General features: G+C 67.0%; 25 protein-coding genes and 1 pseudogene. 17 read left to right on the top strand and 9 right to left on the bottom strand.

Annotation, left to right across the window (positions count from 1 at the left end):
* The first annotated feature begins 17 nt into the window (after positions 1-17).
* The gene (locus tag RN629_RS02805) at positions 18-2672 is read left to right on the top strand and encodes a putative bifunctional diguanylate cyclase/phosphodiesterase (protein WP_407033748.1); all 2655 of its coding nucleotides are present in this window, start codon (positions 18-20) and stop codon (positions 2670-2672) included.
* Positions 2673-3246: 574 nt separating this feature from the next.
* On the top strand, positions 3247-5106 hold the full coding sequence (locus tag RN629_RS02800; RefSeq protein ID WP_407033936.1) for a ribonucleoside-diphosphate reductase subunit alpha: 1860 nt from the start codon (positions 3247-3249) through the stop codon (positions 5104-5106).
* 140 nt (positions 5107-5246) lie between these two features.
* Here RN629_RS02800 and RN629_RS02795 read toward each other — a convergent pair whose 3' ends face one another.
* The gene (locus RN629_RS02795; protein ID WP_407033747.1) at positions 5247-5498 is read right to left on the bottom strand and encodes a DUF2171 domain-containing protein; all 252 of its coding nucleotides are present in this window, start codon (positions 5496-5498) and stop codon (positions 5247-5249) included.
* Between the two features lie 56 nt (positions 5499-5554).
* Here RN629_RS02795 and RN629_RS02790 point away from each other — a divergent pair, with 56 nt between their 5' ends.
* Both RN629_RS02790 and RN629_RS02785 read left to right on the top strand, forming a co-directional pair.
* Positions 5555-5752, top strand: a complete 198-nt coding sequence (locus RN629_RS02790) for a hypothetical protein (protein ID WP_407033746.1) — start codon at positions 5555-5557, stop codon at positions 5750-5752.
* A gap of 46 nt (positions 5753-5798) precedes the next feature.
* Entirely contained in the window at positions 5799-6839 is a 1041-nt protein-coding gene (locus tag RN629_RS02785; protein ID WP_407033745.1) for a ribonucleotide-diphosphate reductase subunit beta, read from the top strand.
* Between the two features lie 133 nt (positions 6840-6972).
* On the opposite strand, the gene RN629_RS02780 is transcribed toward RN629_RS02785, so the two are convergent.
* The 4 genes from RN629_RS02780 to hflK form a co-directional block, all read right to left on the bottom strand.
* Complete coding sequence (locus RN629_RS02780; protein ID WP_407033744.1) at positions 6973-8601, bottom strand: helicase HerA-like domain-containing protein; 1629 nt, start codon at positions 8599-8601, stop codon at positions 6973-6975.
* Between the two features lie 95 nt (positions 8602-8696).
* On the bottom strand, positions 8697-10226 hold the full coding sequence (locus tag RN629_RS02775; RefSeq protein WP_407033743.1) for a Do family serine endopeptidase: 1530 nt from the start codon (positions 10224-10226) through the stop codon (positions 8697-8699).
* Positions 10227-10333: 107 nt separating this feature from the next.
* Positions 10334-11203 (bottom strand): protease modulator HflC, encoded by an 870-nt coding sequence (hflC, locus tag RN629_RS02770; protein ID WP_407033742.1) that lies wholly within the window; start codon positions 11201-11203, stop codon positions 10334-10336.
* Positions 11200-12351, bottom strand: coding sequence for a protease modulator HflK (gene hflK, locus RN629_RS02765; RefSeq protein WP_407033741.1), 1152 nt, complete (start codon positions 12349-12351; stop codon positions 11200-11202). The genes hflC and hflK overlap by 4 nt, the downstream gene beginning before the upstream one ends.
* A gap of 71 nt (positions 12352-12422) precedes the next feature.
* Here hflK and RN629_RS02760 point away from each other — a divergent pair, with 71 nt between their 5' ends.
* The 5 genes from RN629_RS02760 (at position 12423) to RN629_RS02740 (ending at position 15224) form a co-directional block, all read left to right on the top strand.
* Positions 12423-13385, top strand: coding sequence for an Mrp/NBP35 family ATP-binding protein (locus RN629_RS02760; protein ID WP_407033740.1), 963 nt, complete (start codon positions 12423-12425; stop codon positions 13383-13385).
* Between the two features lie 87 nt (positions 13386-13472).
* Positions 13473-13916, top strand: a complete 444-nt coding sequence (locus RN629_RS02755; protein WP_407033935.1) for a CoA-binding protein — start codon at positions 13473-13475, stop codon at positions 13914-13916.
* Positions 13917-13941: 25 nt separating this feature from the next.
* Positions 13942-14217, top strand: a complete 276-nt coding sequence (locus tag RN629_RS02750) for a hypothetical protein (RefSeq protein WP_407033739.1) — start codon at positions 13942-13944, stop codon at positions 14215-14217.
* A gap of 129 nt (positions 14218-14346) precedes the next feature.
* Positions 14347-14766 (top strand): hypothetical protein, encoded by a 420-nt coding sequence (locus RN629_RS02745; protein WP_407033934.1) that lies wholly within the window; start codon positions 14347-14349, stop codon positions 14764-14766.
* Positions 14763-15224 carry a hypothetical protein gene (locus RN629_RS02740; RefSeq protein ID WP_407033738.1) on the top strand — a complete coding sequence of 154 codons (462 nt, stop codon included), beginning with the start codon at positions 14763-14765 and terminating at the stop codon, positions 15222-15224. Before RN629_RS02745 ends, RN629_RS02740 begins: the two co-directional genes overlap by 4 nt.
* A 50-nt stretch (positions 15225-15274) precedes the next feature.
* On the opposite strand, the gene RN629_RS02735 is transcribed toward RN629_RS02740, so the two are convergent.
* A complete protein-coding gene (locus RN629_RS02735) occupies positions 15275-15838 on the bottom strand; it encodes a 3'-5' exonuclease (protein ID WP_407033737.1) in 564 nt (187 codons plus the stop codon).
* Between the two features lie 123 nt (positions 15839-15961).
* Between RN629_RS02735 and RN629_RS02730 the strand changes: the two genes are divergently transcribed.
* Positions 15962-17251 (top strand): homoserine dehydrogenase, encoded by a 1290-nt coding sequence (locus RN629_RS02730; RefSeq protein WP_407033736.1) that lies wholly within the window; start codon positions 15962-15964, stop codon positions 17249-17251.
* A gap of 51 nt (positions 17252-17302) precedes the next feature.
* Here RN629_RS02730 and RN629_RS02725 read toward each other — a convergent pair whose 3' ends face one another.
* Positions 17303-18259, bottom strand: coding sequence for an isopenicillin N synthase family dioxygenase (locus RN629_RS02725; protein ID WP_407033735.1), 957 nt, complete (start codon positions 18257-18259; stop codon positions 17303-17305).
* Between the two features lie 70 nt (positions 18260-18329).
* Positions 18330-18830, bottom strand: coding sequence for a hypothetical protein (locus tag RN629_RS02720; RefSeq protein ID WP_407033734.1), 501 nt, complete (start codon positions 18828-18830; stop codon positions 18330-18332).
* A 171-nt stretch (positions 18831-19001) separates the two neighbouring features.
* Here RN629_RS02720 and RN629_RS02715 point away from each other — a divergent pair, with 171 nt between their 5' ends.
* From RN629_RS02715 to RN629_RS02685, 7 genes are all read left to right on the top strand, one after another.
* Positions 19002-20249 (top strand): multidrug effflux MFS transporter, encoded by a 1248-nt coding sequence (locus tag RN629_RS02715; RefSeq protein WP_407033733.1) that lies wholly within the window; start codon positions 19002-19004, stop codon positions 20247-20249.
* A 66-nt stretch (positions 20250-20315) separates the two neighbouring features.
* Positions 20316-20669 (top strand): DNA primase, encoded by a 354-nt coding sequence (locus RN629_RS02710; protein ID WP_407033732.1) that lies wholly within the window; start codon positions 20316-20318, stop codon positions 20667-20669.
* Positions 20666-20992 carry an MliC family protein gene (locus RN629_RS02705; protein WP_407033731.1) on the top strand — a complete coding sequence of 109 codons (327 nt, stop codon included), beginning with the start codon at positions 20666-20668 and terminating at the stop codon, positions 20990-20992. Before RN629_RS02710 ends, RN629_RS02705 begins: the two co-directional genes overlap by 4 nt.
* A gap of 230 nt (positions 20993-21222) precedes the next feature.
* Positions 21223-21852, top strand: a complete 630-nt coding sequence (locus RN629_RS02700) for an outer membrane protein (RefSeq protein ID WP_407033730.1) — start codon at positions 21223-21225, stop codon at positions 21850-21852.
* A gap of 92 nt (positions 21853-21944) precedes the next feature.
* Positions 21945-22289, top strand: a complete 345-nt coding sequence (locus RN629_RS02695) for an HNH endonuclease (RefSeq protein ID WP_407033729.1) — start codon at positions 21945-21947, stop codon at positions 22287-22289.
* Positions 22290-22345: 56 nt separating this feature from the next.
* Positions 22346-22834 (top strand): GNAT family N-acetyltransferase, encoded by a 489-nt coding sequence (locus tag RN629_RS02690; protein WP_407033728.1) that lies wholly within the window; start codon positions 22346-22348, stop codon positions 22832-22834.
* A gap of 33 nt (positions 22835-22867) precedes the next feature.
* The gene (locus tag RN629_RS02685) at positions 22868-24841 is read left to right on the top strand and encodes an OPT family oligopeptide transporter (RefSeq protein ID WP_407033727.1); all 1974 of its coding nucleotides are present in this window, start codon (positions 22868-22870) and stop codon (positions 24839-24841) included.
* On the opposite strand, the pseudogene RN629_RS02680 reads toward RN629_RS02685, so the two are convergent.
* A pseudogene (locus tag RN629_RS02680) lies at positions 24816-25880 on the bottom strand (glycoside hydrolase family 130 protein); the annotation flags it as partial. The gene RN629_RS02685 and the pseudogene RN629_RS02680 sit on opposite strands and share 26 nt — an antisense overlap.
* Positions 25881-26007 lie beyond the last annotated feature (127 nt).

Genomic DNA, 26007 nt, shown 5'->3' with positions numbered 1-26007 from the left:
GGAGTCGACCACCGCGCATGACCTCGCCATTCCTCGACCGGATCGGATTCCTCGCCCTGATGGGACTTGTCGAGGATAACGACGAGCTGCTCGGCAGCGTCCACATGACCCGCCTGCGTCAGCTGGCCATGACGTGGCCGCTCGCCCTGGCACAAACGCTGGTCATGCTGGCCATCATTCTGGTCCTGTCCTTCATCTATGACCCCCAGGCCATCCTGATCGAAAAGGCGGTGGCGAGCGTGGTGCTGCTGACCGCGACGGTCGTGTTCGGCCTGATCCTGTGGCGCGGAATCGCGCGGCAATGGCCCATCTATCGGTTGAAGCAATGGCTGTCGGCGATGAGCGTGATGCTGGCGCTGGCGACCGGGCCGATGCTGATGATCGTCGCGAGCGCCCACGGCGGGACGGCGGACTGGATCGCGGCGGTGACGCTGATCGGCGCGCTATGGTCGATCATATCGATGATTCATCCCATGCGGGGGGCGATCATCGGCTATTCCTTCGGCTTTGCCTTCATGACACCCTTGGTCGCCATGGCGGCGCAATTGCCAGCGCTGCCCACCGTGGCGGCGGTCCTTCCGCCCCTGATCTTCCTGGTTCTCAAGGCCCGGCGCACCGGCCGGATGGACTATGAGGCCGCCCGTGCCCGCGCGCGCGAATTCGGCCAGGGGCAACAGGCGGTGAAGATGATCGCCGAGTTCGAGGAGCATGGCACCGGCTGGTTCTGGGAAACCGACCGGCAGGGACGGCTGACCTATCTGTCGAAAAAGGTCGCCGACGATCTGCGCGCCGCCGGGATGGAGAGCCGGGGCCGGATATTGACCGACCTGTTCCAGATGGACCCGTCGGCCCCCGGCACGGAACGCACCCTGACCTTCCACATGGCGTCGCGGACCAGCTTTTCGGACTATACCGTTTGCGCGGTGTCGGCGACGGGCGCGGATCCCGATCGCTGGTGGTCGATGTCCGGGCGACCGATCATCGACAGCATCGGCCGGTTCCGCGGCTTCATCGGCTCGGGATCGGACCTGACCGAGATGCGCCGCTCCGAAGCCGAGATCACGCGCCTCGCGCTGTTCGACAGCCTGACCGGGCTCGCCAACCGCCAGCGGATGAAGCTGTCGCTCGACAAGACGCTGAAACAGTCGATCAGCCCCTATCGCCCGACCGCGCTGTTCCTGATGGACCTGGACCGGTTCAAGGCGGTCAACGACACGCTGGGGCATCAAGCGGGCGATATCCTGTTGCAGCAGGTCGCACGGCGGCTGGAGCAGGCGGTCGGCGATGTCGGGCTGGTCGGGCGGCTGGGCGGCGACGAGTTCCAGATCCTGTTGCCGGGGATCGACGCACGCGACCGGCTGTCGGTCCTCGCGTCCAGCATCATCGCCACGCTGTCGCGCCCCTATGACATTCAGGGCAACGAAGTGACGATCGGCTGTTCGATCGGCATCGCCATCGCCCCCCAGGACGGCGAGGATTCGCAGACGCTGATCCGCAATGCCGATCTCGGCCTGTACGCCGCCAAGGGCGATGGGCGCGGCGTGCATCGTTTCTATGCCGAGTCGATGCTGGAGGGTGCGCGCAGCCGGAAGCGGATGGAGGAGGATCTGCGCGTCGCACTGGCGCAGGATCAGTTGCACCTCGCCTATCAGCCGGTGGTATCGACTCGCGACGAAGAGATTGTCGGGTTCGAGGCTTTGCTGCGCTGGCGCCATCCCGAGCTGGGCGATATCTCGCCGGGGCAGTTCGTGCCGGTCGCGGAGGAATGCGGCCTGATCGAACAGATCGGCGAATGGGTGCTGCGCACCGCCTGTGCCGAGGCGGCGAGCTGGCCCCGGCCCGCGCGCGTCGCGGTCAACGTGTCCTCGATCCAGTTCGTCAAACCGCATCTTCCCACGCTGGTGGCGCAGGCGCTCGCGCAATCGGGGCTCACCCCGGAGCGGCTCGAGCTGGAGATCACCGAAAGCGTCTTCCTCAACGACAATCATGAGTCGGAACGCAAATTCGCTGCGTTGAAGGCACTGGGCATCCGGCTGGCGCTCGACGATTTCGGCACCGGCTATTCGTCGCTCGGCTATCTGCGGCACGCGCCGTTCGACAAGATCAAGATCGACAAGTCCTTCGTCCGCGGCGCGGTGCGCCCGGGCAATCGCAATGCCGCGATCATCGGCGCGATCGTGTCGCTGGCCGACACGCTGGGTATGGAAACCACCGCCGAGGGCGTCGAGTTGCAGGACGAGATCGACCTGATCCGCAATCTGGGGTGCAGCCACATCCAGGGCTATATCTATGGCAAGCCGGTGGCCGTGGCCGAGGTGCACCGGATGCTGCACGAAGGTGGCGGCCGCGCGACGCCGGTCGGGTTGAAATCGCTGCGCCGGTCGCGCGTGAAGATCCTGCGAACCGCGCAGATCGTGTCGGGCGGGGCCAATATCGATGTCCGCATCCGCGACCTGTCCACGACCGGCATGATGATCGAAGGGTTGCCGCCCGCCTATATCGTCTGCGGCGCGGCCATCGGGGTGCGCATGGGCGCCGACAAGCCATTGCGCGGCTATATCCGGTGGGAGCGCGAAGGGCGGGTCGGCGTCGCCTTCGCCACGCCCTTGCCCGACGACCATCCCTGGCTCGACCATGCACCGCAGGACGCCGAGCAGCGCTATTCGGGTTGATCCCGCGTTCCGGAGGGGCGATCGGCACATCATCCGTCATTTGGCCCGTCCGCAGGCCGAAGGCGATCTCCCCCGATAGCTTGCCCCCTATATACCCGCCCCATGGAGGGGTCGCGCGGATCGGTCCGTCGGCGCCGCTGGTGCCGCCATTCGACCCGGCGCAGCCACTTAAAAAAATTTTTAAGGGCTTGCGCTTCGCGAACCCCGCGGACATCCATGCGTCGCGGTCGCCAAGCCGCTTTCCGCGGCGGTCATTCGTCGCAACCAAGCCCCTTCCCATGCTTTACCCCCCTTGCGGTGTCCGCCGGGATTTTACACTATGGATAGTGTAGGAAGTCGGGAACGCCCCCAATAACTGGTAGAAGGAGAGCATGCCGACAGGCATGACCGGGATTGCGCAGAGACCCGAGGACAGGGTCCGCCAGTCCCCCCTCATTGGGATCGCACCATGCCTTGCGCAGGGTGCCATGGGGCCGGGCCCCGACTCGAACGGATCAAGAACAAAGGAGCGGCATCAATGATGGATTTCAGGGATGGCCGGGATAGCGACATGACCACTGACATGCTTGAGAAAATGGCGTCCGATGGCGCCACCACGGCCCCGACGCCCGCCGACACCAAGTCGGTGCGTCCGCAACCCTATCCGGTCGAGGTCGACCATGCGCGCGATGCGCGGCTGACCGATTTCGGCAAGGAAACGCTGCAGGACCGCTATCTGCTGCCCGGCGAGGGCTATCAGGATCTGTTCGTCCGCGTGGCCTCGGCCTATGCCGACAATGCCGAGCATGCGCAGCGGCTCTATGACTATATCTCGAAGCTGTGGTTCATGCCCGCCACGCCGGTGCTGTCGAACGGCGGCACGGGGCGCGGCCTGCCGATCAGCTGCTATCTCAACTCGGTGCCCGACAGCCTGGACGGCATCGTCAAGACCTGGAACGAGAATGTCTGGCTGGCGTCGCGCGGCGGCGGCATCGGCACCTATTGGGGCCAGGTGCGCGGCATCGGCGAACCGGTCGGGCTGAACGGCAAGACCAGCGGCATCATCCCGTTCGTGCGCGTGATGGACTCGCTGACGCTGGCGATCAGCCAGGGGTCGCTGCGCCGCGGTTCGGCCGCCTGCTATCTCGACATCTCGCACCCCGAGATCGAGGAGTTCCTCGAAATCCGCAAGCCGAGCGGCGACTTCAACCGCAAGGCGCTGAACCTCCATCACGGCGTGCTGATCCCCGACGCCTTCATGGAAGCGGTGCGCGACGGCGCCGAGTGGCAGCTCAAGAGCCCCAAGACGGGCGAGGTCCGGGCCACGGTCGATGCGCGCGCGTTGTTCCAGAAGCTGGTCGAGACCCGCCTGGCGACCGGCGAGCCGTACATCGTCTTCGCCGACCATGTGAACCGGAACATGCCCCGGCATCACCGCGAACTGGGCCTCAAGGTCTCGACCTCGAACCTGTGTTCGGAAATCACCCTGCCGACCGGGCTGGATCACAAGGGCCAGGATCGCACGGCGGTCTGCTGCCTGTCCTCGCTGAACCTGGAAACCTGGGACGAATGGAAGGACGACAAGCAGTTCATCGAGGACGTGATGCGCTTCCTCGACAATGTCCTTCAGGATTATATCGACCGCCACGAGCCGGGCATGGAGCGCGCGGCCTATTCGGCGGGCCGCGAGCGTTCGGTGGGCCTGGGCGTGATGGGCTTCCACAGCTTCCTCCAGGCGCGCGGCATCCCCTTCGAGGGGGCGATGGCCAAGTCGTGGAACCTGCGGATGTTCAAGCATATCAGCGCGCAGGTGAACCAGGCGTCGATGACGCTCGCCGTCGAGCGCGGGCCGTGCCCCGACGCCGCGGACATGGGCGTGATGGAGCGGTTCAGTTGCAAGATGGCGATCGCGCCGACCGCGTCGATCAGCATCATCTGCGGCGGCACCAGCGCCTGCATCGAACCGATCCCGGCGAATATCTACACCCACAAGACGCTGTCCGGGTCATTCGTCGTCAAGAATCCCTATCTCGAAAAGCTGCTGATCGAGAAGTCGAAGAACTCGGACGCGGTGTGGAATGCGATCCTCGAACATGGCGGGTCGGTCCAGCATCTCGAATTCCTGTCCCAGGAAGAAAAGGACACGTTCAAGACCTCGTTCGAGATCGACCAGCGCTGGCTGCTCGAACTGGCGGGTGACCGCACGCCCTATATCGACCAGGCCCAGTCGCTGAACCTGTTCATCCCGGCGGACGTCGAAAAATGGGATCTGCTGATGCTGCACTTCCGCGCATGGGAGCTGGGCATCAAGTCGCTCTATTATCTCCGCTCCAAGTCGGTGCAGCGCGCCGGGTTCGCCGGGTCCGGCGGGGTCGAGGCGGACAATACGATCAGCGCGCCCAAGTTCGAGATCGGCGAGACGACCGATTACGACGAGTGCCTGGCCTGCCAGTAACAGGATGACCGGCCGGGGCGGCCCTGTCGCCGCCCCGGTCCCGTAACGGACGCATCATGGCCCACGCTTCTGCCCAGACAGCAAAAACCCCGGCCCGCATCATGCGGACCGGGGCGGGTGCGACCTTGTTCGACGCCGGATTATTCGGCGGTTTCGAACTGGTCGACCGCGTTCTGCGCGGTGGCCGACAGGCGGACCTTGTCGCCCTCGACCTCGGCGACGAGCCCGATCGGCAGGTAATGATGCTTGGCGCCCTGCCCGTCCTGGGTCTGGGGGCTGTCGGTCTTGGTCAACTTGATGCGATCGCCCTGGACATGATCGACCGTGCCGACATGGACGCCGTCGGCACCGATGACTTCCGCATGTTCCTTGATCTGGCTGACATCGACCATGTTCAATCTCCTGTGTCGGGTTCGGTTTCGGAACGCGCCACGCCGGAAATGGTCGCATGACAAATGCGACGATCATGTATGCGGTGGCCCTGGTGCTGGCCGGGATCGGCATGGCCCTGTTGCTGCAACTCCGCATCCCCCGATCGGACGAGGGCCGCTATGCCCGGCTGATCGCGGGCACCATGTTCGCCATGGGCGGGATCATTCTGGCCGGTTTCGCGACCGCTTTGCGCTCCTGGCAAAGCAGCGGCTGAACCGGCCTTCACCCTCTTCCTATTATTCGTATCCGGAGTAACCCCGATGTCCCTCCTCCAAGCCTCCAAACAATATAAGCCCTTCGAATATCCGTGGGCGTTCGAGTTCTGGAAGCGCCAGCAACAGCTCCACTGGCTGCCCGAAGAGGTGCCGCTGGGCGAGGATTGCCGTGACTGGGCGCAGAAGCTGACCGATCATGAGCGCAACCTGCTGACCCAGATCTTCCGCTTCTTCACCCAGGCGGACGTCGAGGTGCAGGACTGCTATCACGAGAAATATGGCCGGGTGTTCAAGCCGACCGAGATCAAGATGATGCTGACCGCCTTCTCCAACATGGAGACGGTGCACATCGCGGCGTACAGCCATCTGCTCGACACGATCGGCATGCCCGAGAGCGAGTATGGCGCCTTCCTCGAATATGCCGAGATGAAGGACAAGCACGACTATCTGCAGAAGTTCGGCGTCGACAATGACGAGGACATCGCGCGCACGCTGGCGATGTTCGGCGGCTTTACCGAGGGAGTGCAGTTGTTCGCGTCGTTCGCGATGCTGATGAACTTCCCGCGCTTCAACAAGATGAAGGGCATGGGCCAGATCGTCACCTGGTCGGTGCGCGACGAATCGCTGCACTGCGAAGGGATCATCCAGCTCTTCCATGCCTTCACCAAGGAACGCGGCTGCCTGACCAAGGCGGTGAAGGACGATATCGCCGACCAGTGCCAGACGACCGTGCGGCTGGAAGACAATTTCATCGACCTGGCATTCGAGATGGGGCCGGTCAGCGGCATGACCGCCAAGGATATCAAGAAATATATCCGCTTCATCGCCGACTGGCGGCTGAGCCAGCTGGGGCTGAAGCCGATCTACATGATCGACGAGCATCCCCTCCCCTGGCTGACCCCGCTGCTCAACGGCGTGGAACATGCCAATTTCTTCGAAACCCGCGCGACGGAATATTCGAAGGCGGCGACGCGCGGCCAGTGGAACGATGTCTGGGACGCGTTCGACAAGCGCCAGAAGGCCAAGACCGGCAAGGCCGCCAACGAGGAAGCGGGCGAAACCGGCGACATGTTCGCGGCCGAGTAACCGGGATCGGGGCGGGCTACGGCCCGCCCTTCCTCATCGGCGATCGGGAGGGACTTGCCCGGCAGACGGCACCGCCATCGCCCGATGCGACGCGCAACGGGCGTCGTTCCAGGCCCGCTCCGCCAGGTCTCGCTTATCCCCGGAACAGATTCCCCAGCACCCCGCGCACCACCGCGCCGACGATGCCGCCGTCGCTGCCCGAGCGCCGCCGGGTTCCGCCGCCGAACACCTGCTTGCCGATCTCGTTCGCCACCTGTCGCCCGATCGACGAACTGGCCGAGCGCGCCGCGCTGGTCGCCATCTTGGCCCAGGGCGAATCGGCCGCCGCGCGCGCGTTGCGATCGGCTTCGCGCTGTTCGGCCAGGCGGGCGCGCTCGGCGTCCTTGGCGGCCTTCGCCTCGACCTTGGCCGCCTGTGCCGCCTGTTTGTCGGCGTCGTTCTGCGCCTTGGCCTCGGCGGCGGCGGCGGCGGCCTCCTGCGTCTTGGCGGCGAGCAATTCCTCGGCCGATTCGCGGTCGATCGCCTGGTCATATTTGCCGCCCACCGCATCGGTGTCGATCAGCACCCGGCGTTCCTCGGGCGTGGCAGGCCCCACCCGGCTGCGCGGCGGAGCGATCATCGTGCGTTCGACCGGCGAGGGCGCGCCATCGGGCTGGAGCAGCGACACCAGCGCCTCGCCCACTTTCAACTCGGTGATCGCGGTGGCGACGTCGACGCCCGGATTGGCGCGGAAGGTCTGCGCCGCCGAACGCACCGCCGACTGGTCGCGCGGGGTGAAGGCGCGCAGCGCGTGCTGCACGCGGTTGCCGAGCTGCCCGGCGATCTTGTCGGGCACGTCGATCGGGTTCTGGGTGATGAAATAGACGCCGACGCCCTTGGAACGGATCAACCGCACGACGCGCTCGATCGTGTCGACCAGCGCGGGGGCGGCCTCGTCGAACAGCAGATGCGCCTCGTCGAAGAAGAAGACGAGCTTGGGCTTGTCCGGATCACCGATCTCGGGAAGCTGCTCGAACAGTTCGGACAACAGCCAGAGGAGGAAGGTGGCGTAAAGCTTGGGGCTCGCCATCAACTGGTCGGCGGCGAGGATATTGACGACGCCGCGCCCCGAATCGTCGACGCGGATCAGGTCGGCCAGTTCGAGCGCGGGCTCGCCGAAGAAATGCTCGCCCCCCTGCGTCCGCAACTGGAGCAGTGCCCGCTGGATCGCACCGACCGACTGTTTGGACACATTGCCGTAGGTGGTCGTCAGCTCGTCCGCCCGCGCGGCGCACTCCACCAGCATCGCCTGAAGATCGTCGAGGTCGAGGAGCAGCAGCCCTTCCTTGTCCGCGACATGGAAGGCGATGGTCAGCACACCCTCCTGCGTCTCGTTCAGACCCATCATCCGCGACAGGAGCAGCGGCCCCATTTCGGACACGGTGGCGCGGACGGGATGCCCCTGCGCGCCGAACAGGTCCCAGAACTGGACGGGCGTGGCCTCATAGACCCAGTCGGCCATGCCCAGTTCGGCGGCGCGCGCGCTGAACGCCGCATGGGTCTTGCCCATGGGCGATCCCGCCAGTCCCAACCCCGACAGGTCGCCCTTCACATCGGCGACGAAACTGGGCACGCCCGCACGCGAAAAGCCCTCGACCATGGTCTGGAGCGTCACCGTCTTGCCGGTGCCGGTCGCGCCCGCGATCAGGCCATGCCGGTTCGCGCGCTTGAGGTCGATTGCCTGGGGCTTGCCGCCGCCCATGCCGATGAAGATGCCGTCCATGGCCGCATCTTATCGCGCGCATTGGTGACGGGAATAGGAAAAGGGCCGCCCGGCCAATGCCGGACGACCCTTTTTGAACCCCGATCGGGCCGATCCTATTTGATGCGCAGCGGCATCAGGCGATCGGCGATGCGGCCGCGGGTGATCTGCGCCAGCACCTGCGGCCGACCGGCGGCCTTGGCCTCCGCCACGATCCGCTGGACATCGGCCGCGCTGCGCACCGGCATGCCGTTGATCGCCGAGATCACGTCGCCACGCTTCAGCTTGGACGCCGCATCGCTCGACGGATCGACCGCCGCGACGACCACGCCCTGGGTCGCGGGATCGACATTGATCGCCCGCGCGATCGCCGGGGTCAGCACCTGCACCGACAGGCCCAGACCGCCACGGGCGGCGGGAGCCGCCTGCGCATCGTCATCGCTGTCGGGGAAGGCGTCCGAGCCATCGCCCAGCGTCGCGGCCAATTCCTCGTTCGACGGCCGCTTGGCGGCGGTCGCGGTCAGCGTCAGCGGCTTGCCGGCGCGCAGCACCTCGAGCTGGACGCGGGCATTGGGCTGCACATTGGCGACCAGATAGGACAGCGTCTGCTCGGGCGTGACCGCCTGACCATTGACCCTGGTCACCACGTCGAACGCCTTCAGCCCCGCCTTGGCGGCCGGGCCGCTGGGTTCGACCTTGGCGATGATCTCACCCTGCCCCTTGGGGATGCCCAGCGAGGCGGCGACATCGTCGGTCACCGGGCCGCCGATCTGCACGCCCAGATAGCCGCGCTCGATCTTCTCGCCCTTCATCAGCTTGTCGATGATCGGCTTGGCATCTTCGGCCGGGATGGCGAAACCGATGCCGATATTGCCCCCCGACTGCGAATAGATCTGGCTGTTGATGCCGATGACATTGCCGTTCATGTCGAACATCGGGCCGCCGGAATTGCCCTGGTTGATCGCCGCGTCGGTCTGGATGAAGCGGTCATTCGCGCCGCCCTGGCCGGTCACGCGGTGGACGGCCGAGACGATCCCCGCCGTCACCGTGCTCGACAGGCCGAAGGGCTGGCCGATCGCCAGCACCCAGTCGCCGGGACGCGCGCGCGACGAATCGCCGAAGCGGACGAAGGGCAGGTTGGTGCCCTGGATCTTCAGGACGGCCAGGTCAGAAGTCTCGTCACGACCGACGACCTTGGCGGTATATTCCTTGCGATCGTTCAGCGTGACGGTGATCGAATCGACCGAGGCGCCCTGTGCGCCCGGCGCGATCACATGGTTGTTGGTGACGATGTATCCGTCGGGCGAGATCAGGAACCCCGACCCGAGCGAGGCGCCTTCGCGCTTTTGCGGCTGCGGCCCGCCCTGGCCACCGAACTGGCCGAAAAAGCCCTCGAACGGCGTGCCCGCAAAGGGGTTGGCGGGCTGTTTCACGGTGATCGACTGCTTGGTCGAGATATTGACGACCGCCGGCTGGAGCTTTGCGACCATGTCGGCAAAGCTCATCGGCGCGCCGGCGCGCGGGGCCACGGCCTGGATCGCGCCGGGTTCGTTCTGGGCAACCTGCGCCGTGCCGGGTTGCAGGGCCAGGGTCGCAGTCGCGCCGCCAAGGAGGAGCGCACTGGTAATGGCGTAGGCGTAACGCACTGGGCTGAGGTCCTCTCAATGAAAATTCAGTTTGACCGTGTCTTATTTGCCACGGTCTGGCTGAACAATGCTTGAATATGAACGAGCCGAAAGGCGGATAGACCCGCCTATCGGCCCGGTGCGGTAAATTCCTTCAGATAGCTGTTGTTCGGCGACAGGATGATCTGGGTCGATCCGCGATCCTGCTGCGCGCTGCCGTCCGCGCCGAACGTGTGGCGATAGGACTGCATGGCGCGGTAGAAATCATAGAAGCCCGCATCCTTGCCGAAGGCTTGGGCATAGATCTGCGCCGCCTGCGCATCGGCATCGGCGCGCACGATCTGCGCCTGCTTCTGCCCCTGCGCAGCGATGGTGATCGCCTCCTGCTGGCGCGCGGTCTGCATCCGGCGCAGCGCGCTTTCCAGCGGCGTGCCCTGCGGCAGCTCGGCCTCCTTGATGCGGACATCGACGATCTGCACGCCATATTGGCGCGCGATGCGGTCGAGCCGGACCTGGATCGCGTCCATCACCTGGCCACGCTCGGGGCTGAGCAGTTCGGAGAAGCGACGCTTGCCGAGTTCGTTGCGCAGCGCCGAGCCGAAGATCGGCCGCAACTGGTTCGCGACGCCCTCCTCGCTGCCCGCCGTCGCCAGCATCCGCCGGGGGTCGATCACGCGAAAGCGCGCAAAGGCATCGACATTCATGCGAAGCTGATCGGTCGACAGGACCTGGGTATTCTCCAGGTCGAGGTCCAGCACCCTTTTGTCGACCCATACGATGCGGTCGATGAAGGGGATGCGCGCGATCAGCCCGGCACCGCTTTCGCCGACCTGCTCGCCGGGGCGATAGCCGTTGACGATCCGGCGCGGCTGTTCGAAGCGATAGATCACCGCCTGCTTGGTCTCGGGCACGATGGCGAAGGTCGCCGCCGCGACGATGACCGCGATCAGCACCGCGACGCCCAGCAGGATGGGGTTGCGCATCGACAGGCCGTTCACTGGCCGCCTCCCTGCTGCGCGGCGGGCGCGGCAGCGGGTGCGGGGGCCTGTGCCACCACTTCGGCGGGCGGGTTGGGCATCGGCCGCGCCTTGGACAGCGGCAGATAGGGCACCACGCCCGGCGTCTCGACGATGGTCTTGTCCGATTTGGCCAGCACGGCCTCCATGGTCTCGTAATACATGCGCCGACGCGTCACTTCGGGGGCCAGGCGATATTGCTCGTACATCTTGTCGAACTGCGCGGCCTCACCCTGCGCGCGGGCGATCACCTGCTGCGCATAGGATTTCGCCTGGTTCACATTGGCGACCGCTTCCTGCTGCGCCGCCGTGACCTTGTTGAAATCGTCGACGATCTGCTGCGGCGGGGTGGCCTGCTTGATCGCGACGCCCTGCACGCGAACGCCCGCATGATATTCGTTCAGGATCGTCTGGGTCAGATCCTGCACCCGCTGCTCGATGCCGGTACGCCCCGAACCCAGCGCCTGGTCCAGCGTGGTCTCGGCGATCACCGCGCGCATCGCGCTTTCGGCGGCGGCGCGCACCGTCGCCTGGGGCTGGGCGAGGCGGAAGGCGAAATCGCGCGGATTGGCGATGTCCCAGCGCACCGAATAGGTCAGGTCGATGATGTTCTGGTCGCCGGTCAGCGTCAGATTCTCGCCCGACCCCTCCGGGAAATTCTCGGTCCGGATCTTCTGGACGTCGAGCACCCGCACGCTGGCGATCGGAGCCGGGGCGGTGATCTGGATGCCGGGCTCCAGGATGCCGGTATACCGGCCGAAATAGGTGACGACGCCGCGCTGCTGCGGGCCGATCGGATGGATCGAGGTATAGAGCACCCAGATGCCGAACAGGATCGCCGCGCCGATGACCCAGATCGTCCGCCCCGGTGCGCCGGGCAGGCCGCCAAAGCCGCCGCCCGATCCACCGGGGCCGTCGCCCGGACCGCCACCGCCCGATCCACGCGCCTTGCGAATGAACTCGTCCAGCGCGGTCGGCTTCGCCGAAGCCTTTCGCCCGCCCGGCGGCGGTGCCCAGGGATTGCGGGGACCGCCCCCGGCGGAGTCATCGCCGGACCCGCCCCAGGGGCCCTTTGGCGTTTCGGCGGCAAGAATGGGGGGGCGTCGAAACCGGCCCGTCAGCTTTCTCATAGTCATCGTTATAGGAACGGTTCGCCGACAAAAACAGTGCCAAGGCGCGGATCGCGTCCTATCTGCACCGCATGAGCATGATCGAGACGGTGAAGGCGGCGGTGGCCGCCGTGGCGGGCAAGCGCGCGAGCGTGCGGATGGAAGGGCCGCGCGCGGGCGTGGTCCTCGACACCACGGGACTGGCCGGCGCGGAACGGCAGGCGCTGGAACAGGATGTGAAGGCCGCCGCGCTGCAATCGGGCGCCGAGGATGTGCGCGTCGTCCTGACCGCCGAGAGACGCGAACGCCGGATCATCGCGGTCGCCAGCGGCAAGGGCGGCGTGGGCAAGTCGACCCTGTCGGCCAATCTGGCCATCGCGCTGGCGCGGGCCGGGCACAAGACCGGCCTGGTCGATGCCGATATCTATGGCCCGTCGCAACCGCGCCTGATGGCGGCCGAAGGCGTGAAGCCGGTGGCGCAGGATGGCAAGCTGCAACCCGTCCCCACGCCTTACGGCGTCTCCCTGCTGTCGATGGGCCAGCTGGTCGAGCCGGACAAGGCGATCGCCTGGCGCGGCCCGATGGCGGCGGGCGCGCTGAGCCAGCTGGTCGATGGCGACTGGGGCGCGACCGAGATGCTGGTCCTCGACCTGCCGCCGGGGACCGGCGACGTGCAACTGACCATGGTGCAGAAGCATCGCCCGGCGGGGGCGGTGATCGTGTCGACGCCGCAGGATCTGGCGCTGATCGATGCGCGGCGGGCGATCGACCTGTTCGTCAAGGCGGGCGTACCGATCCTCGGGCTGGTCGAGAATATGGCGGGCTATTGCTGCCCGCATTGTGGCGGAATGTCCGATCCGTTCGGACAGGGCGGCGCGGAAGCGGCGGCGGCGGAGCTGGGCATCACGTTCCTGGGCCGGGTGCCGCTGACGATCGCGATCCGCACCGCCTCCGACGCCGGACGCCCGCCCGCCGCCGACGCCGAGGACAGCGTGTTCGCCCCGATCGGAGCCGGGGTGGTACAGGCGTTGAACCGGCTTTCCGCCCGCGCATGAAACCGGCGGCGGGGCGCGGCGTTTGGACATGACCCTTCCGCCGCGCCCCGCAAGGCGACGGCCGGAGGCGCGCAGAAAGGGACGATGATGCCGTTGACCGCCGATGCCGATATCCGCCAGCTCCTGTCGGGCGCGCGCACGATCGCGATGGTCGGCGCGTCGGACCGCCCCGACCGTCCGTCCTATGGCGTGATGAAGCGGTTGCAGGATCATGGCTATCGCGTGATCCCGGTCAATCCGCAGATCACGGGCGAACATATCCATGGCGAGTTCGTGTTCCGCGAACTGTCGCAACTCGGCGACCCGGTCGACATCGTCGATATTTTCCGCCGGGCCGACGCGGTCGGCCCGATCGTCGAGGAGGCGATCGCGATCGGGGCCAAGGCCATCTGGATGCAACTGGGCGTGGTGAACGAAGAGGCCGCCGCGCGCGCCGAGGCCGCCGGGCTGATCGTCGTCATGGATCGATGCCCCGCGATCGAGATCCCACGCCTCGGCATTCCGCCGCTTTCGTCCCGGCCCGACGCCTGACCCACCGGATCGAGGAGACAGGCCGATGCTCCCCTTGTCGCTCCTGATCCTTCTTCTCGGCGCACCACGGGCCGATGTGGTGCGCCGCATGACGCTGCCCCACCTCACCACGGCCTGTATCCGGGATTCGTGTCGCGGAACCGCCCGCCCCTCTCCCGACCGGCTGTTGCCCGACCATGCGCTGCCGATCGATTCCAAGGCGCGCGCCTTTGCCGATGACGGCACCTATTGCGCGGTGGTCGGCGACAAATACTGCCTGAGCACACCGCACACGCTGTTCCGCGCGTCGATCGGGCGATAAGGCTCCCGGTCCCCGATGCCCCGCCCGGCGTCAGGGGGGAGGGCCAAAGCCACTGGCGCGGGGCCAGGAAAACCGGCATGATCCCGCCCGAAAAACACTGATCTGCGCGGGTGAGCCATGTGGGTGACGATGCTGGCCGGGACGATGATGGCGGCGGCGCAGATTCCACCCGATCCCCTGCCCCTCGGGGCCCCACCACGCGAAGCCCCCGGCGGGCTCGCGCCGGCGCCTTCGGTCAACACGATCGTCGCCAACACCCGCCGCATGACCAGTGTCGAGATGCGCTGCATCTATAATCCCGACAGCACCGACATCACGGTGTGCGGACGGCGCAACGCCGATCGCTTCCGCGTCCCCTTTGCCAGCGAACCCGACCCCGGCGATCCGCGCCACGAAGCCGTGATGACCGAGCGCACCCGCCTGCTCGCGCGCAGCAATCCGATCAAGGACATGTCGCCCTTTCTGGTGGGCGGCGGCTTTGCCGGTGCAACCATGGAAACCAACCCGCGCGGCGGCGGTGGCCCGACGCTGCGCAAGCCCGCGCCATGATCGCGTTGTCGCTGATCCTGATCGGCCTGCAGGCCGCCGCCCCGACCGCGGTTCCCGCCGCCGCGCCGACGGGCACATCCTCCGGCGCCCCGCAGCGCTTTTCGATCCTGGTTCCCGATGCCTGCCCGCCTTCGACCGGGCGCGCGGAGGATGTGATCGTCTGCGGTCGCCGGCAGGGGGACGACCGGCTGGCCCTCCCCGATGACCGGCCGCGCGCCAGGCCGCTCGCCTCCAATCCCTATCTGACCGGCGCGGGCGCACTGGCCGCCACCGGATCGCCCTGCGCAGGCCTGCAAGGCGGGTGTCGCGGCCAGTTCGACCTGCTCACCCCCGCGCTGCTGATCGCGCGCGAGGCCGTGACGCAGGCGGGCGCGTTGCGGAACACGCTGCGCGACAAGCGGGACCGCGTCCCGATCGCATTGGACACGCCGCTGCCCGCCGGGCATCTGGAACCATAGTTTCGGGAGGGAACGGGGCCGGAAGCGCCGCAGTCCCCGGCGGTACCGCCCTATCCGCGCCCGGCCCGCCGCCCCGCGCGTGCCGGCGTGGGGGTCAACCAGTCGGCCAGCGTCATGCCCGTCGCCGCCATGGCCCGCAGCACCACCTGCCCCGCCGCGCGCGCATCGCTCAGCGCGTCATGGTGGCGATGCTCCAGTTCGAGAAATGCCGCCAGCGTGCCCAGCTTGTGATTGGCCAGTTCGGGCCAGGCGCGCCGCGCGATCGTCACGCTGTCCAGCCAGCGCGCGGCGATGGGGGGCAGCCCGTCGCGATCGCACGCGCGGCCCAGCGCGCCTTTGTCGAATCCCGAATGCGCCACCGTCACCCGCCCGCCCAGATGCGCCGCCAGCTCGGGGTGGAGCATGGTGAAGGTCGGCTTGCCCAGCACATGCTCAGCCGTGATGCCGTGAATGCCGATGTTGAACGGGCTGAACGCGTCGCACGGATCGACCAGCGTCTCATAGGCCAGCACTTCCACCCCGCCGGCATAGCCGACGATGCCGATCTGGCAGATGCTGCTGGTCCGCTGGCACGCGGTTTCCACGTCGATGACCACGAATTCGGGAGAGATCATCGCTCCCCTTTAAAAGCCCCGGACCATTTGAGCAATTAAAGTTCGTTTGACGGGCTCGACAGCGACCATTTCTATCCGCTACCCGCCAGCTTCCAACGAACGCTTGGGATACAGGAAGAAGTTATGGGCGACGCTTTGCGGGTGGCACTGGCCGGTCTCGGGACGGTGGGCGGGGGCGTCATTCGCCTGCTCGACACGAACCGCGATCTGATTACCCGGCGTGCGGGCCGCCCGATCGAGATCGTCGCCGTCTCCGCCCGCGACCGGACCAAGGATCGCGGCGTCGACCTGTCGCGCTTCGCATGGGTGGACGACACCGCCTCGCTGGCATCCTATCCCGATGCGGATGTGGTGGTCGAGCTGATCGGCGGGTCGGACGGTCCCGCGCTGACGCTGGCGCGCACAGCGCTGGATGCCGGGCGCGGCTTCGTGACCGCCAACAAGGCGATGCTGGCGCATCACGGACTGGAACTGGCGCAGAAGGCGGAGGCGGCGAACGCCGCGCTGAAGTTCGAGGCGGCGGTGGCGGGCGGCATCCCGGTCATCAAGGGGCTGCGCGAAGGCGCGGCGGCCAACGCGATTGCGCGGGTGTACGGCATCCTCAACGGCACCTGCAATTTCATCCTGTCCAAGATGGAGGCGGAGGGCCGCGACTTCGCCGAGGTACTCGCCGAGGCGCAGGCGCTCGGTTATGCGGAAGCGGACCCCAGCTTCGACATCGACGGGGTGGACGCCGCGCACAAGCTGTCGATCCTGGCCGCCATCGCCTTTGGCACCCAGCCCGCGTTCGGCGATGTCGCGATCGGCGGCGTGCGCCATGTGCTGGCCGCCGACATCGCACAGGCGGCGTCGCTCGGCTACCGCGTCCGGCTGGTCGGTGTGGCGGAGGAAGGGGCGGGCGGCCTGTTCCAGCGGGTGCATCCGCATCTCGTGCCGCTCGACCATCCGCTGGCGCACGTCACCGGATCGACCAATGCGGTGGTCGCGGAGGGGAATTTCGTCGGCCGCCTGCTGTTCCAGGGCGCGGGCGCGGGCGACGGGCCGACTGCCAGCGCGGTGGTCGCCGACCTGATCGATATCGCGCGTGGCGAATATGGCGCGTCCTTCGCCATGCCCGCGCATGAACTGATCCCGGCGGGCAAGGCCGATAGCGGCGAACGGCGGGGCCGCGCCTATCTGCGCTTCACGGTGCAGGACAAGGTCGGCGTGCTGGCCGAGATCGCCGCGGCGATGCGCGATGCGGGCGTGTCGATCGAAAGCCTGATCCAGCGCGGCGAGGCGGCGGATGGCGGCGTGATGATCGCGATCGTCACGCATGAAGGCCCCGAACGCGCGGTCGCGCAGGCGCTGGAGCGGTTGCGCGGCAGCCAGAGCCTGGTCGGCCAGCCGCTGCTGATGCACATTCTGGGATAGGCGATCCCGATCCGTCGCCCCGACGATCGGCCAGGGCGACGGGGGCGTCGCTTACTTCTTGATAAGCCCGATCTCGACCAGCCGCTCGTACAGATAGTCGTGCGCGGTGATCGGCGTCGGATAGCGGTTGGGGTTCTCCGCCGTGATCGTGCCCGGCAGCGTCTCGATCAGGAAATCGGGCGCGGGGTGCAGGAAGAAGGGCATCGAATAGCGCGAGAAGCCGCGCCGTTCGACCGGCGGGTTGACCACCCGGTGCGTGGTCGAGGGCAGGACATGGTTGGTCAGCCGTTGCAGCATGTCGCCGACATTGACCACCATCGCACCCTCGGGCGGGCGGATCGCCAGCCACTCGCCCGAATCGCGGTCGAGCAGTTCGAGACCCGCTTCCTCCGCACCCAGCAGCAGGGTGATGAGGTTGATGTCCTCATGCGCGCCCGCCCGTACCCCTTCGGCATCTGCCGGGATGGGGGGATAGTGGAGCAGGCGCAGCACCGAATTGCCGTCCTTCACCGCCGGGTCGAACCAGTGCGAATCCAGCTTCAGATGCCGTGCGATCGCGGACAGCAGCCGGTCGCCCGCCCGGTCGAACGCGCCGAACAAGGCGAGGAAGTCGTCGCGGAACCCCTCCGGCCGGGTGGGCCAGATATTGGCGGGCATCCGGTCGGCATAGGGATGGCCTTCGGGCAGTTCGCGGCCGACATGCCAGAATTCCTTGAGGTCGACGACCTTGGCATCCTTGGCGATCTCGGTCCTGAACGGAGTATAGCCGCGCGCACCGCCGCCGCCGGGGGTGTGATAGCCGCGCTTCTCCTCCTCGGGCAGATCGAACAGCGCGCTGGTCTGTCGCCACGCGCGATCGATCAGGTCGGTCGGCACGCCATGATCCGCGACGATCGCAAAGCCGAACCGCTCGAACGAGCCGCCCAGCGCGGCGGCAAAGCCCTCGGGATCGCGATCCTGATCGGTGAGGCTGAGGGTCGGAACCTCGGCGGAGCGGGTGTCGGTCATGGGTCGAATGTCCAGAAAATCGAATAGGCTATTGCCTATATAATGTCCCTTCGACGCAGAACAGACGGGCTCATCCGCCCAATGTGATCGTACCCGTCGATCCATCCCGCCCGGCGGGCCGCATGTCGATGCGGATCGGCTTTTCCTCCGCCGTGGTCCCGACCAGCACGCCATTCTGATCGGTCAGGGTGAAGTCGGCCTCCTCCATCTTCTGCCGGAACCAGTCGCGCACGACATCGGGAGCGGCCGGGCTGTCGAAGGTCATCACGAACTCCTTGCCGCGGTCATTGCCGACATCGACGTTGCGGATCTTCGAACCGGGATAGAGATGCACGCCGTTCAACTCGAAATTATCGGCCTCCAGCGACATCTTGGGCAGCTTGAACGCCCCCGAAAAACCCGGCAGCGCCAGCTTCACCTCGCCCGACCTGCCGTCGACCGCCGCGACCGTCTGGCCGTCCGAGCTGTTGATCGTGACGAAAGCTCCCTGCCCCGGCCGGTCGCACGCGGACAGGGCCAGCGCGGCCAGCAGCGGGACGGTCGAAGCGATGCGGATGCGCGCGTTCGTCATGACAGGCTCCATAGCGTAGGCGTTGGGCATCGATCACAGGGCTGGGGCGGAGTATCGACGGCGCAAGCTGTCGGCGGCGTGAATGGCCATGCCCTCTTTCCCGCCATCATACCCCACACGCCGCGTTTCCCGGTTCCGCTCGCCGCCGATCGGCTTTAAGGGACCATCATCATGTCCGAATCCCGTCCTGCCGCCACCGGCGCGTCCGTTGTGGCGGAGCCGCCCGGCGCACCCATCGGCTTTGTCGAATTCGTCCTTCTGATCGCGGCGCTGATGGCGTTGACCGCGCTGGGGATCGATTCGATGCTCCCGGCGCTGCCCGCGATCGGCGAGGAATTGCACGCCTCGTCCACCGCGCGGCCGTTCGTCGTCACCGCCTTCCTGATCGGGTTCGGCGTGGCGCAACTGGTCCATGGGCCGCTCGCCGATCGCTATGGGCGGCGACGGGTGCTGCTGGTCGCGCTGGTCGTCTATGTCCTGACCAACGGCGCGGCCGCGATGGCGGGCAGCTTCACGCTGCTGCTGGTCGCCCGAGTCTGTGCGGGCGCGGCGATCGCGGCGACGCGGGTGGCGACGGTGGCGCTGGTCCGCGACTGCTATCATGGCCGCGCCATGGCGCAGGTCATGTCGATCGCCTTCATGGTGTTCATGGTCGTGCCGGTCATGGCCCCGGCCTTTGGCGAACTGGTGCTGCTGTTCGGCAATTGGCGGCTGATCTTCTGGACCATCGCGGGGCTGGCCAGCCTGGTGCTGATCTGGTTCGCCATCCGTATGCCCGAGACGCTGAGGCCCGAGGCGCGGCTGCCCATCTCGGCCATGCGCATCATCCGTGGCTGGCGCGAGACGGTGAGCGACCGGCTGTCGCTGGGCTATACGCTGGCGGCGACGGCGCTGATGGCGGCGCTCTATGGCTATCTCAACTCGGTCCAGCCGATCATGGCGCAGACCTTTGGTCGCGAAAGGCTGCTGGCGCTGATCTTCGCGACCACCTCGATCATGATGGCGGCGGCCAACCTGCTCAATTCGCGAATCGTGATGCGGCTGGGCACGCGGCTGATCAGCCACAGCGCGGTGGCGACCCTGATCCTGGTCTCCGCCGTGCATCTGGCCATCGCCCAGTTCGGCGGCGAATCGCTGCTGGTCTTTGGCGTGTTGCAGGCGATCACCATGGCCTGTTTCGGCCTGGCCAACTCCAATTTCTCGTCGATGGCGATGGAGAATATGGGGCGGATCGCGGGGACCGCATCGAGCGTGCAGGGCTTTACCAGCGTCACCGTCGGCGCGCTGGTCGGCGCAGGGGTCGGCCAGGCCTTTGACGGGACGACCCGGCCGCTGACCCTGGGCTTCCTGCTCGCCGGGCTCGCCGCGTTCGCCATCGTCTTCGTGACCGAACGCGGCCGGATGTTCCACCCCGCCTGAGCCGATCCGGGAACCGGCCGGGCGGGCTCGCCGTTCCTTCTCCACACGCATGGACAGGAGGCAAGAATGGGCGGACATCAGGTTTCCGGTCACGGAACCGGCGACGATGGCTGGGACGAGGAAGGCTATGACGAGAGCCAGCGCGCCGAGATCCTGGAGGTCACGCGCGATGGCCCGAGCGACGGCGTTCTCCTCACCGATCTCGACCCCGATCTGGGCCCCGATTCGGGTGATGCCGATGTCGAGGACGAGGCCATCGACGATCTGGACATGGACGCCGAGGAGGTCGGCGAGAGCGACGCCTCGGTCGACATGGCGCAGGCCGATATCGACGAGGACGATCTGCAGGAGGATTTCGACGAGGACCGGCTGGCCGATGGCGAAATCGACGATGCCGACGACGCCGCGTTGCGGCCATGAACAGGCTGCCGGTCGCGCTGGCCGCCGGCGGTGTCGTGCTGATGGGATGTTCCGCCATGCCCGATCCGCGCGCCGGATTGCCGCCCATGATGTCGGGCAGCTTCGCCTGCGACAATGGCAGCCGCTTTCGCGTGCGGTTCGATAATCGCGACGACAGCGCGCTGCTGCTACTGGACGACGAGCTGACGATCCCCATGGCCGGGCAAAGCGCTGCGTCCGGCATTCATTATGCCGGCTTTGGCCATGACCTGCGCGGCAAGGGCAATACGGTGATGCTGACACGCCCGACCGGCGATTCGGTGCGCTGCACCATGGTCCGATAGCCCGGGCGCCCGGTTCACGGCCAAAAAATGGCCGAAAACCGGGCCTGCCGTAATCCGCCCGCAATTGGTTCATCTGGGTGACAGGAAGTGTTGCAACGCGGCAACATCTTCTGAAAAGCCGAGCAAATTTCGATGATCGGGTGCAACCCCAGCCGGTTTTGCCGGTTAAGCGGGCCTGGGCTGAACGGTGCAACCGTCGCCCCACATAGAATAAGAGAAGGGTATCTCACATGCGTAAGCTTTCCCTCGCGGCCGCGCTTGCGGCTGCGTTTGTCGCCGTCCCCGCCATGGCGCAGGACATGACTACCGACGCGGCGGCTCCGGCCCCCGAAACGCCCAAGGCGCCCGATGGCACCAAGGCGTTCGGCATCGAGCCCTATGTCGCGATCATGGGCGGCTGGGAACAGTTTGATCGCCAGTCGGTCGCCGGGATTCCCGCGCAGCCAAAGGGCTACAACCTGGACGGCGCGCTGATCGAGGGCATTGTCGGCGCCAACGTGCCGCTGGGTCCCGTGTTCGTCGGTGCCGAAGGTTCGGTCGCCAAGGGCGTGTCGGGTGACATCGACTGGCAATATGGCGCCTATGGCCGCGCGGGCTTCCGCGCCGGCGAGAGCGGCCTGTTCTACGGCAAGGTCGGCTATCGCTGGAACAATTTCCACAACTTCGCCCCGGGCGTCGTGGGCAACCTGAAGCGCGACTATCACGGCACCGTGTACGGCGTCGGCGCCGAGGTCGGCCCGAAGGATATCGGCCTGGGCGGCGTGACCGGCAATTCGGGCCTGCGCCTGCGCATGGAAGTCTCGACCTTTGACGACGCGCATTCGTTCCGCCCGATGGCGGGTGTCGTCGCACACTTCTGATCCCTCGCGGATCCAGTTGGCTTAAGGTACGGGGCCCGGCAGCAATGCCGGGCCCCGTTTCCTTTGCGGCCTCTCTCCCATATCCATCGACGATGGTCGGACGGATCAAGCGCAAGGCTGGACTGGCGGCGGCGAACGCCCGTGCCGCATCCCCGTCGCGTACCCTGTCGCCGCCGCGTTGCGCGCTGTGTGAGCGGCCGCTGGGGGTGAAGGTCGAATGGCACCACCCCATCCCCCGAAGCGAAGGCGGCCGGACGACGGTGCCAGTCCATCCCATCTGCCACCGCACCATCCATGCGACACTGAGCAATGCCGAACTGGCCCGTGACTATCCCGATATCGCAAGGCTGCGCACGTATCCCGACATGGCACGGTTCCTCCGCTGGATCGCGGGAAAGCCAGCCGATTTCCACGCCCCGACGCGGCGAGGGCGCTGATCCGCGCGATCGCAGGAAATCCTCGCGCGGGGGCCTGCCGCCGCTATGCTCGGGTCATGGCCCTTCGCATCACGAATCCCGACCAGCCGACCGACACCGATCGCGCCGCCATCACGGCGCCCCTACGCGATTATAACGAAGCCCATGACGGCAATCCGCGACTGAAGCCTGTGGCCCTGCTGCTCACCGATACGGACGGCGTGCAGCGCGGCGGGCTGTGGGGCCGATGCGTCTATGACTGGCTGTTCGTCGAGCTTCTCGCCGTGCCCGAGCCCCATCGCGGACAGGGCTATGGCCGTGCCCTGATGCACAGGGCCGAGGACATCGCGCGGGCGCATGGCTGTATCGGCCTGTGGCTCGACACCTATGAATTCCAGGCGCGCGGCTTTTACGAAAAGCTGGGCTTCACCCTGTTCGGGACGCTGGACGACCATCCGGTAGGGCGGAAGCGCTTCTTCCTGCAAAAGCGGATCGACCGGCCGGTTCCCGACGCGCGGCCCGACACGCCGACGGAGGATCCCCCCCCGCATAGCATGACAGGCTAGGCGAACGCGTCGCTCTCTGCCACATCAGCGCGCATGACCGATCACGCTTCGTCCCGACCCATTGCCGAACTCACCCTGCGCGGGATCGCGCTGGGCGGGATCATCACGCTGCTGTTCACCGCGGCGAACGTCTACCTCGGGCTGAAGGTCGGGCTGACCTTCGCCACCTCGATCCCGGCGGCGGTCATCTCGATGGCGATCCTGCGCTATCTGCCGAACAGTTCGGTTCTGGAGAACAACATCGTCCAGACGGTCGCCTCGGCCGCGGGGACGCTGGCGGCGATCATCTTCGTGCTGCCGGGGCTGGTCATGATCGGCTGGTGGCAGGGTTTTCCCTATCTGCTGACCGCCGGCATCACCGCGACGGGCGGCATATTGGGCGTCATGTTCTCGGTCCCGCTGCGCCGCGCGCTGGTGGTCGACACCGACCTTCCCTATCCCGAGGGCCGCGCCGCCGCCGAGGTGCTGAAGGTCGGTGCGGGCAGCCGGGAGGGTGAAGCGGAGAGCACGGTCGGGCTGCGGCTGATCGTCGTCAACGCGCTCGCCTCGGCCGGGTTCGCGATCCTGACCCAGACCAAGCTGGCGGCGGCCGAAGCCGCCCTGTTCTTCCGCACCGGCGCGGGCGCGACCGGCATCGCGGGCGGGCTGTCCTTCGCACTGATCGGGGTCGGGCATCTTGTCGGGCTGTCGGTCGGCATGGCGATGCTGGCGGGTATCGCGATCGGATGGTGGGTCGCGCTGCCCATCCTCACCGCCATGGCCCCCTCGGCCGGGCCCGTCGCCGAATGGGCGGGCAGCATCTTCGGCCGCGACGTGCGCTTCCTGGGCGCGGGCGTGATCGGCGTGGCGGCGATCTGGACGCTGCTCAAGATCATCGGCCCCGTGATCGGCGGCATCCGCTCGTCGTTCGCCGCCGCCTCGGCCAAGCGCGACGGCACGGTCCTGGCGGTGGGTGAGCGCGACTTGCCGATCGGGATCGTCGGGCTCGTGGCGCTGGTGACGCTGGTGCCGATCGCCGGGCTGCTCTGGTCGGTGATCGCGGGCGGGCCGCTGGCGGCGTCGGGCATCGCGCTGATCGGCGGCGCGCTGTTGTTCATCCTGCTCATCGGCCTCGTGATCGCCGCCGTCTGCGGCTATATGGCCGGGCTGATCGGCGCGTCGAACAGCCCGGTGTCGGGCATCGGCATTCTCTCGGTCCTGGCCGCCGCGCTGCTGCTCGTCGGCCTGTTCGGTCGCGGCACGCCGCCCGAGACGACTCAGGCGCTGGTCGCCTATGCCCTGATCGTCACCGGCATCGTGTTCGGCGTCGCGACCATCTCCAACGACAATCTCCAGGACCTGAAGACCGGCGAACTGGTCGGCGCGACGCCGTGGAAGCAACAGGTGGCGCTGATCATCGGCGTCGTCTTCGGCAGCCTGGTGATCCCGCCGGTGCTGGACCTGCTCAACGCCACGCTGGGGTTTGCGGGGACGCCGGGCGCGGGGCCCAATGCGCTGTCGGCCCCGCAGGCCGCGCTGATCTCCGCGCTCGCCAAGGGCGTGCTGGGCGGCGACCTCAACTGGACGATGATCGGGATCGGCGCGCTGGTCGGCGTCGGCGTGATCGTGGTCGACGAGGTGCTGGGCAAGCTCGGCTGGATGCGCCTGCCGCCGCTCGGCGTGGGGCTCGGCATCTACCTGCCGATGACCGCGACGCTGCCCGTCGTGCTGGGGGCGGTGATCGGCCACGGTTACGACCGCTGGGCGCGGCGCAGCGCCAATCCGGAGACGGCGGAGCGGCTGGGCGTGCTGGCCGCGACCGGCCTGATCGTAGGCGAAAGCCTGTGGGGCGTCGGCTTTGCCGGGATCGTCTATCTGACCAACTCGGACTCGCCGCTGGCGCTGGTCGGCGACGGCTTCGCCACCCCCGCGCTGGTCGGGGGGACGCTGGTGTTCCTGGGACTGGTGGCGGCGCTGTATCGCAACACGCGCCGCCAGGTCGTCACATTGCCGCCAGCAGTTCGCTGATCTTCACAAAGGCAAAGCCGATCGAGCTGTCCGCGATGCCGTAGGGCAGGAACAGCGAGTCGGCATGCCGGATCGCACCGCAGGAATAGACGACGTTGGGCACATAGCCCTCGCGATCCTGGTCCTTGGCGGCCAGGATCGGCTGCTTCGTCCGCCCCAGCACCTTGGACGGATCGGTCTTGTCCAGCAAAGCCGCGCCGATCGAATATTTGCGCATCGCGCCGACGCCGTGGGTCAGCAGCAGCCAGCCGTCGTCCACCTCGATGGGCGGGCCGCAATTGCCGATCTGCACCAGTTCCCACGGATAGACCGGGGTGAGGATCTTCTCGCCCTCGTCCCAATGGGTCAGCGACTCGGATTTCAGCAGGAACAGATTCTCGCCGTCCTGCCGCCCGATCATCATATATTGGCCGCCGACCTTGCGCGGGAACAGCGCCATCCCCTTGTTGCGCGCCGCCGATCCGGTCATCGGCACCAGGTCGAACGCGCGAAAATCGCGGGTGCGCATCAGTTCAGACTGGATGCCCGAGCCGTCATAGGCGGTATAGGTGCCGATCCATTCCAGCGCGCCGTCGTCATGCGTGAACTGGACCATCCGCATGTCCTCCAGCCCCTTGGACTGGGCCTTGGTGATCGGGAAGATGACCGTGCCCGACAGCGTCGAATCGCGATGGCGATGCACCGTCACCGGGCCACCCGGCACATCGTCGTCCCCCCAGCCATGCACGTCGGTCGCCGTCGCGAAGGGCGGCTCGGACGCGAGGCGAAGCTGGTTCTGGTCGTTGATGATGCCTTCGCGGAAGGCGACCGAAGAGATATGCCCCTCCCCCACCGCGCGCATCGACATCAGGATGCGCTGCGAGCCAGGCTGGATGCCGGTCTGGTCGAAATGCGGCACCGCCGACGGGTTCATCAGCGCGGCGGCGGCATAGCTGTACTCGTGACAGAAATAGGCGCCGATCAGTTGGCGCTTCTCATCGCCGATCTGCGACCCGTCGAGCTTGAGCAGATCCTCGATCTGGTCATAGCGGGTCATGAACCCACATTCTCCAAGTAAGTCGCTGATTTCGCTGTCGTAATCGTGATATTTCGCATATAAATCATGGCGTTGACGGCTGCGAGGGGCGCGTTTCATGGATCACCTGGAGGGTGCGGGCTTGGCGCGG

Origin of the sequence: Facivitalis istanbulensis (assembly GCF_040560405.1) — a bacterium.
Classification (GTDB): domain Bacteria; phylum Pseudomonadota; class Alphaproteobacteria; order Sphingomonadales; family Sphingomonadaceae; genus Sphingomonas; species Sphingomonas istanbulensis.
The sequence above is the reverse complement of the archived record's forward strand: the minus strand, read 5'-3'. Positions and strand labels throughout refer to the sequence as shown.

Excerpts from the sequence above, each read along its gene's own strand:
- RN629_RS02805 (WP_407033748.1), top strand. The coding sequence starts at position 18 with ATGACCTCGCCATTCCTCGACCGGATCGGATTCCTCGCCCTGATGGGA.
- RN629_RS02800 (WP_407033936.1), top strand. The coding sequence starts at position 3,247 with ATGGCGTCCGATGGCGCCACCACGGCCCCGACGCCCGCCGACACCAAG.
- RN629_RS02795 (WP_407033747.1), bottom strand. The coding sequence starts at position 5,498 with ATGGTCGATGTCAGCCAGATCAAGGAACATGCGGAAGTCATCGGTGCC.
- RN629_RS02790 (WP_407033746.1), top strand. The coding sequence starts at position 5,555 with ATGACAAATGCGACGATCATGTATGCGGTGGCCCTGGTGCTGGCCGGG.
- RN629_RS02785 (WP_407033745.1), top strand. The coding sequence starts at position 5,799 with ATGTCCCTCCTCCAAGCCTCCAAACAATATAAGCCCTTCGAATATCCG.
- RN629_RS02780 (WP_407033744.1), bottom strand. The coding sequence starts at position 8,601 with ATGGACGGCATCTTCATCGGCATGGGCGGCGGCAAGCCCCAGGCAATC.
- hflK (WP_407033741.1), bottom strand. The coding sequence starts at position 12,351 with ATGAGAAAGCTGACGGGCCGGTTTCGACGCCCCCCCATTCTTGCCGCC.
- RN629_RS02760 (WP_407033740.1), top strand. The coding sequence starts at position 12,423 with ATGAGCATGATCGAGACGGTGAAGGCGGCGGTGGCCGCCGTGGCGGGC.
- RN629_RS02755 (WP_407033935.1), top strand. The coding sequence starts at position 13,473 with ATGCCGTTGACCGCCGATGCCGATATCCGCCAGCTCCTGTCGGGCGCG.
- RN629_RS02750 (WP_407033739.1), top strand. The coding sequence starts at position 13,942 with ATGCTCCCCTTGTCGCTCCTGATCCTTCTTCTCGGCGCACCACGGGCC.
- RN629_RS02745 (WP_407033934.1), top strand. The coding sequence starts at position 14,347 with ATGCTGGCCGGGACGATGATGGCGGCGGCGCAGATTCCACCCGATCCC.
- RN629_RS02740 (WP_407033738.1), top strand. The coding sequence starts at position 14,763 with ATGATCGCGTTGTCGCTGATCCTGATCGGCCTGCAGGCCGCCGCCCCG.
- RN629_RS02735 (WP_407033737.1), bottom strand. The coding sequence starts at position 15,838 with ATGATCTCTCCCGAATTCGTGGTCATCGACGTGGAAACCGCGTGCCAG.
- RN629_RS02730 (WP_407033736.1), top strand. The coding sequence starts at position 15,962 with ATGGGCGACGCTTTGCGGGTGGCACTGGCCGGTCTCGGGACGGTGGGC.
- RN629_RS02725 (WP_407033735.1), bottom strand. The coding sequence starts at position 18,259 with ATGACCGACACCCGCTCCGCCGAGGTTCCGACCCTCAGCCTCACCGAT.
- RN629_RS02720 (WP_407033734.1), bottom strand. The coding sequence starts at position 18,830 with ATGACGAACGCGCGCATCCGCATCGCTTCGACCGTCCCGCTGCTGGCC.
- RN629_RS02715 (WP_407033733.1), top strand. The coding sequence starts at position 19,002 with ATGTCCGAATCCCGTCCTGCCGCCACCGGCGCGTCCGTTGTGGCGGAG.
- RN629_RS02710 (WP_407033732.1), top strand. The coding sequence starts at position 20,316 with ATGGGCGGACATCAGGTTTCCGGTCACGGAACCGGCGACGATGGCTGG.
- RN629_RS02705 (WP_407033731.1), top strand. The coding sequence starts at position 20,666 with ATGAACAGGCTGCCGGTCGCGCTGGCCGCCGGCGGTGTCGTGCTGATG.
- RN629_RS02700 (WP_407033730.1), top strand. The coding sequence starts at position 21,223 with ATGCGTAAGCTTTCCCTCGCGGCCGCGCTTGCGGCTGCGTTTGTCGCC.
- RN629_RS02695 (WP_407033729.1), top strand. The coding sequence starts at position 21,945 with ATGGTCGGACGGATCAAGCGCAAGGCTGGACTGGCGGCGGCGAACGCC.
- RN629_RS02690 (WP_407033728.1), top strand. The coding sequence starts at position 22,346 with ATGGCCCTTCGCATCACGAATCCCGACCAGCCGACCGACACCGATCGC.
- RN629_RS02685 (WP_407033727.1), top strand. The coding sequence starts at position 22,868 with ATGACCGATCACGCTTCGTCCCGACCCATTGCCGAACTCACCCTGCGC.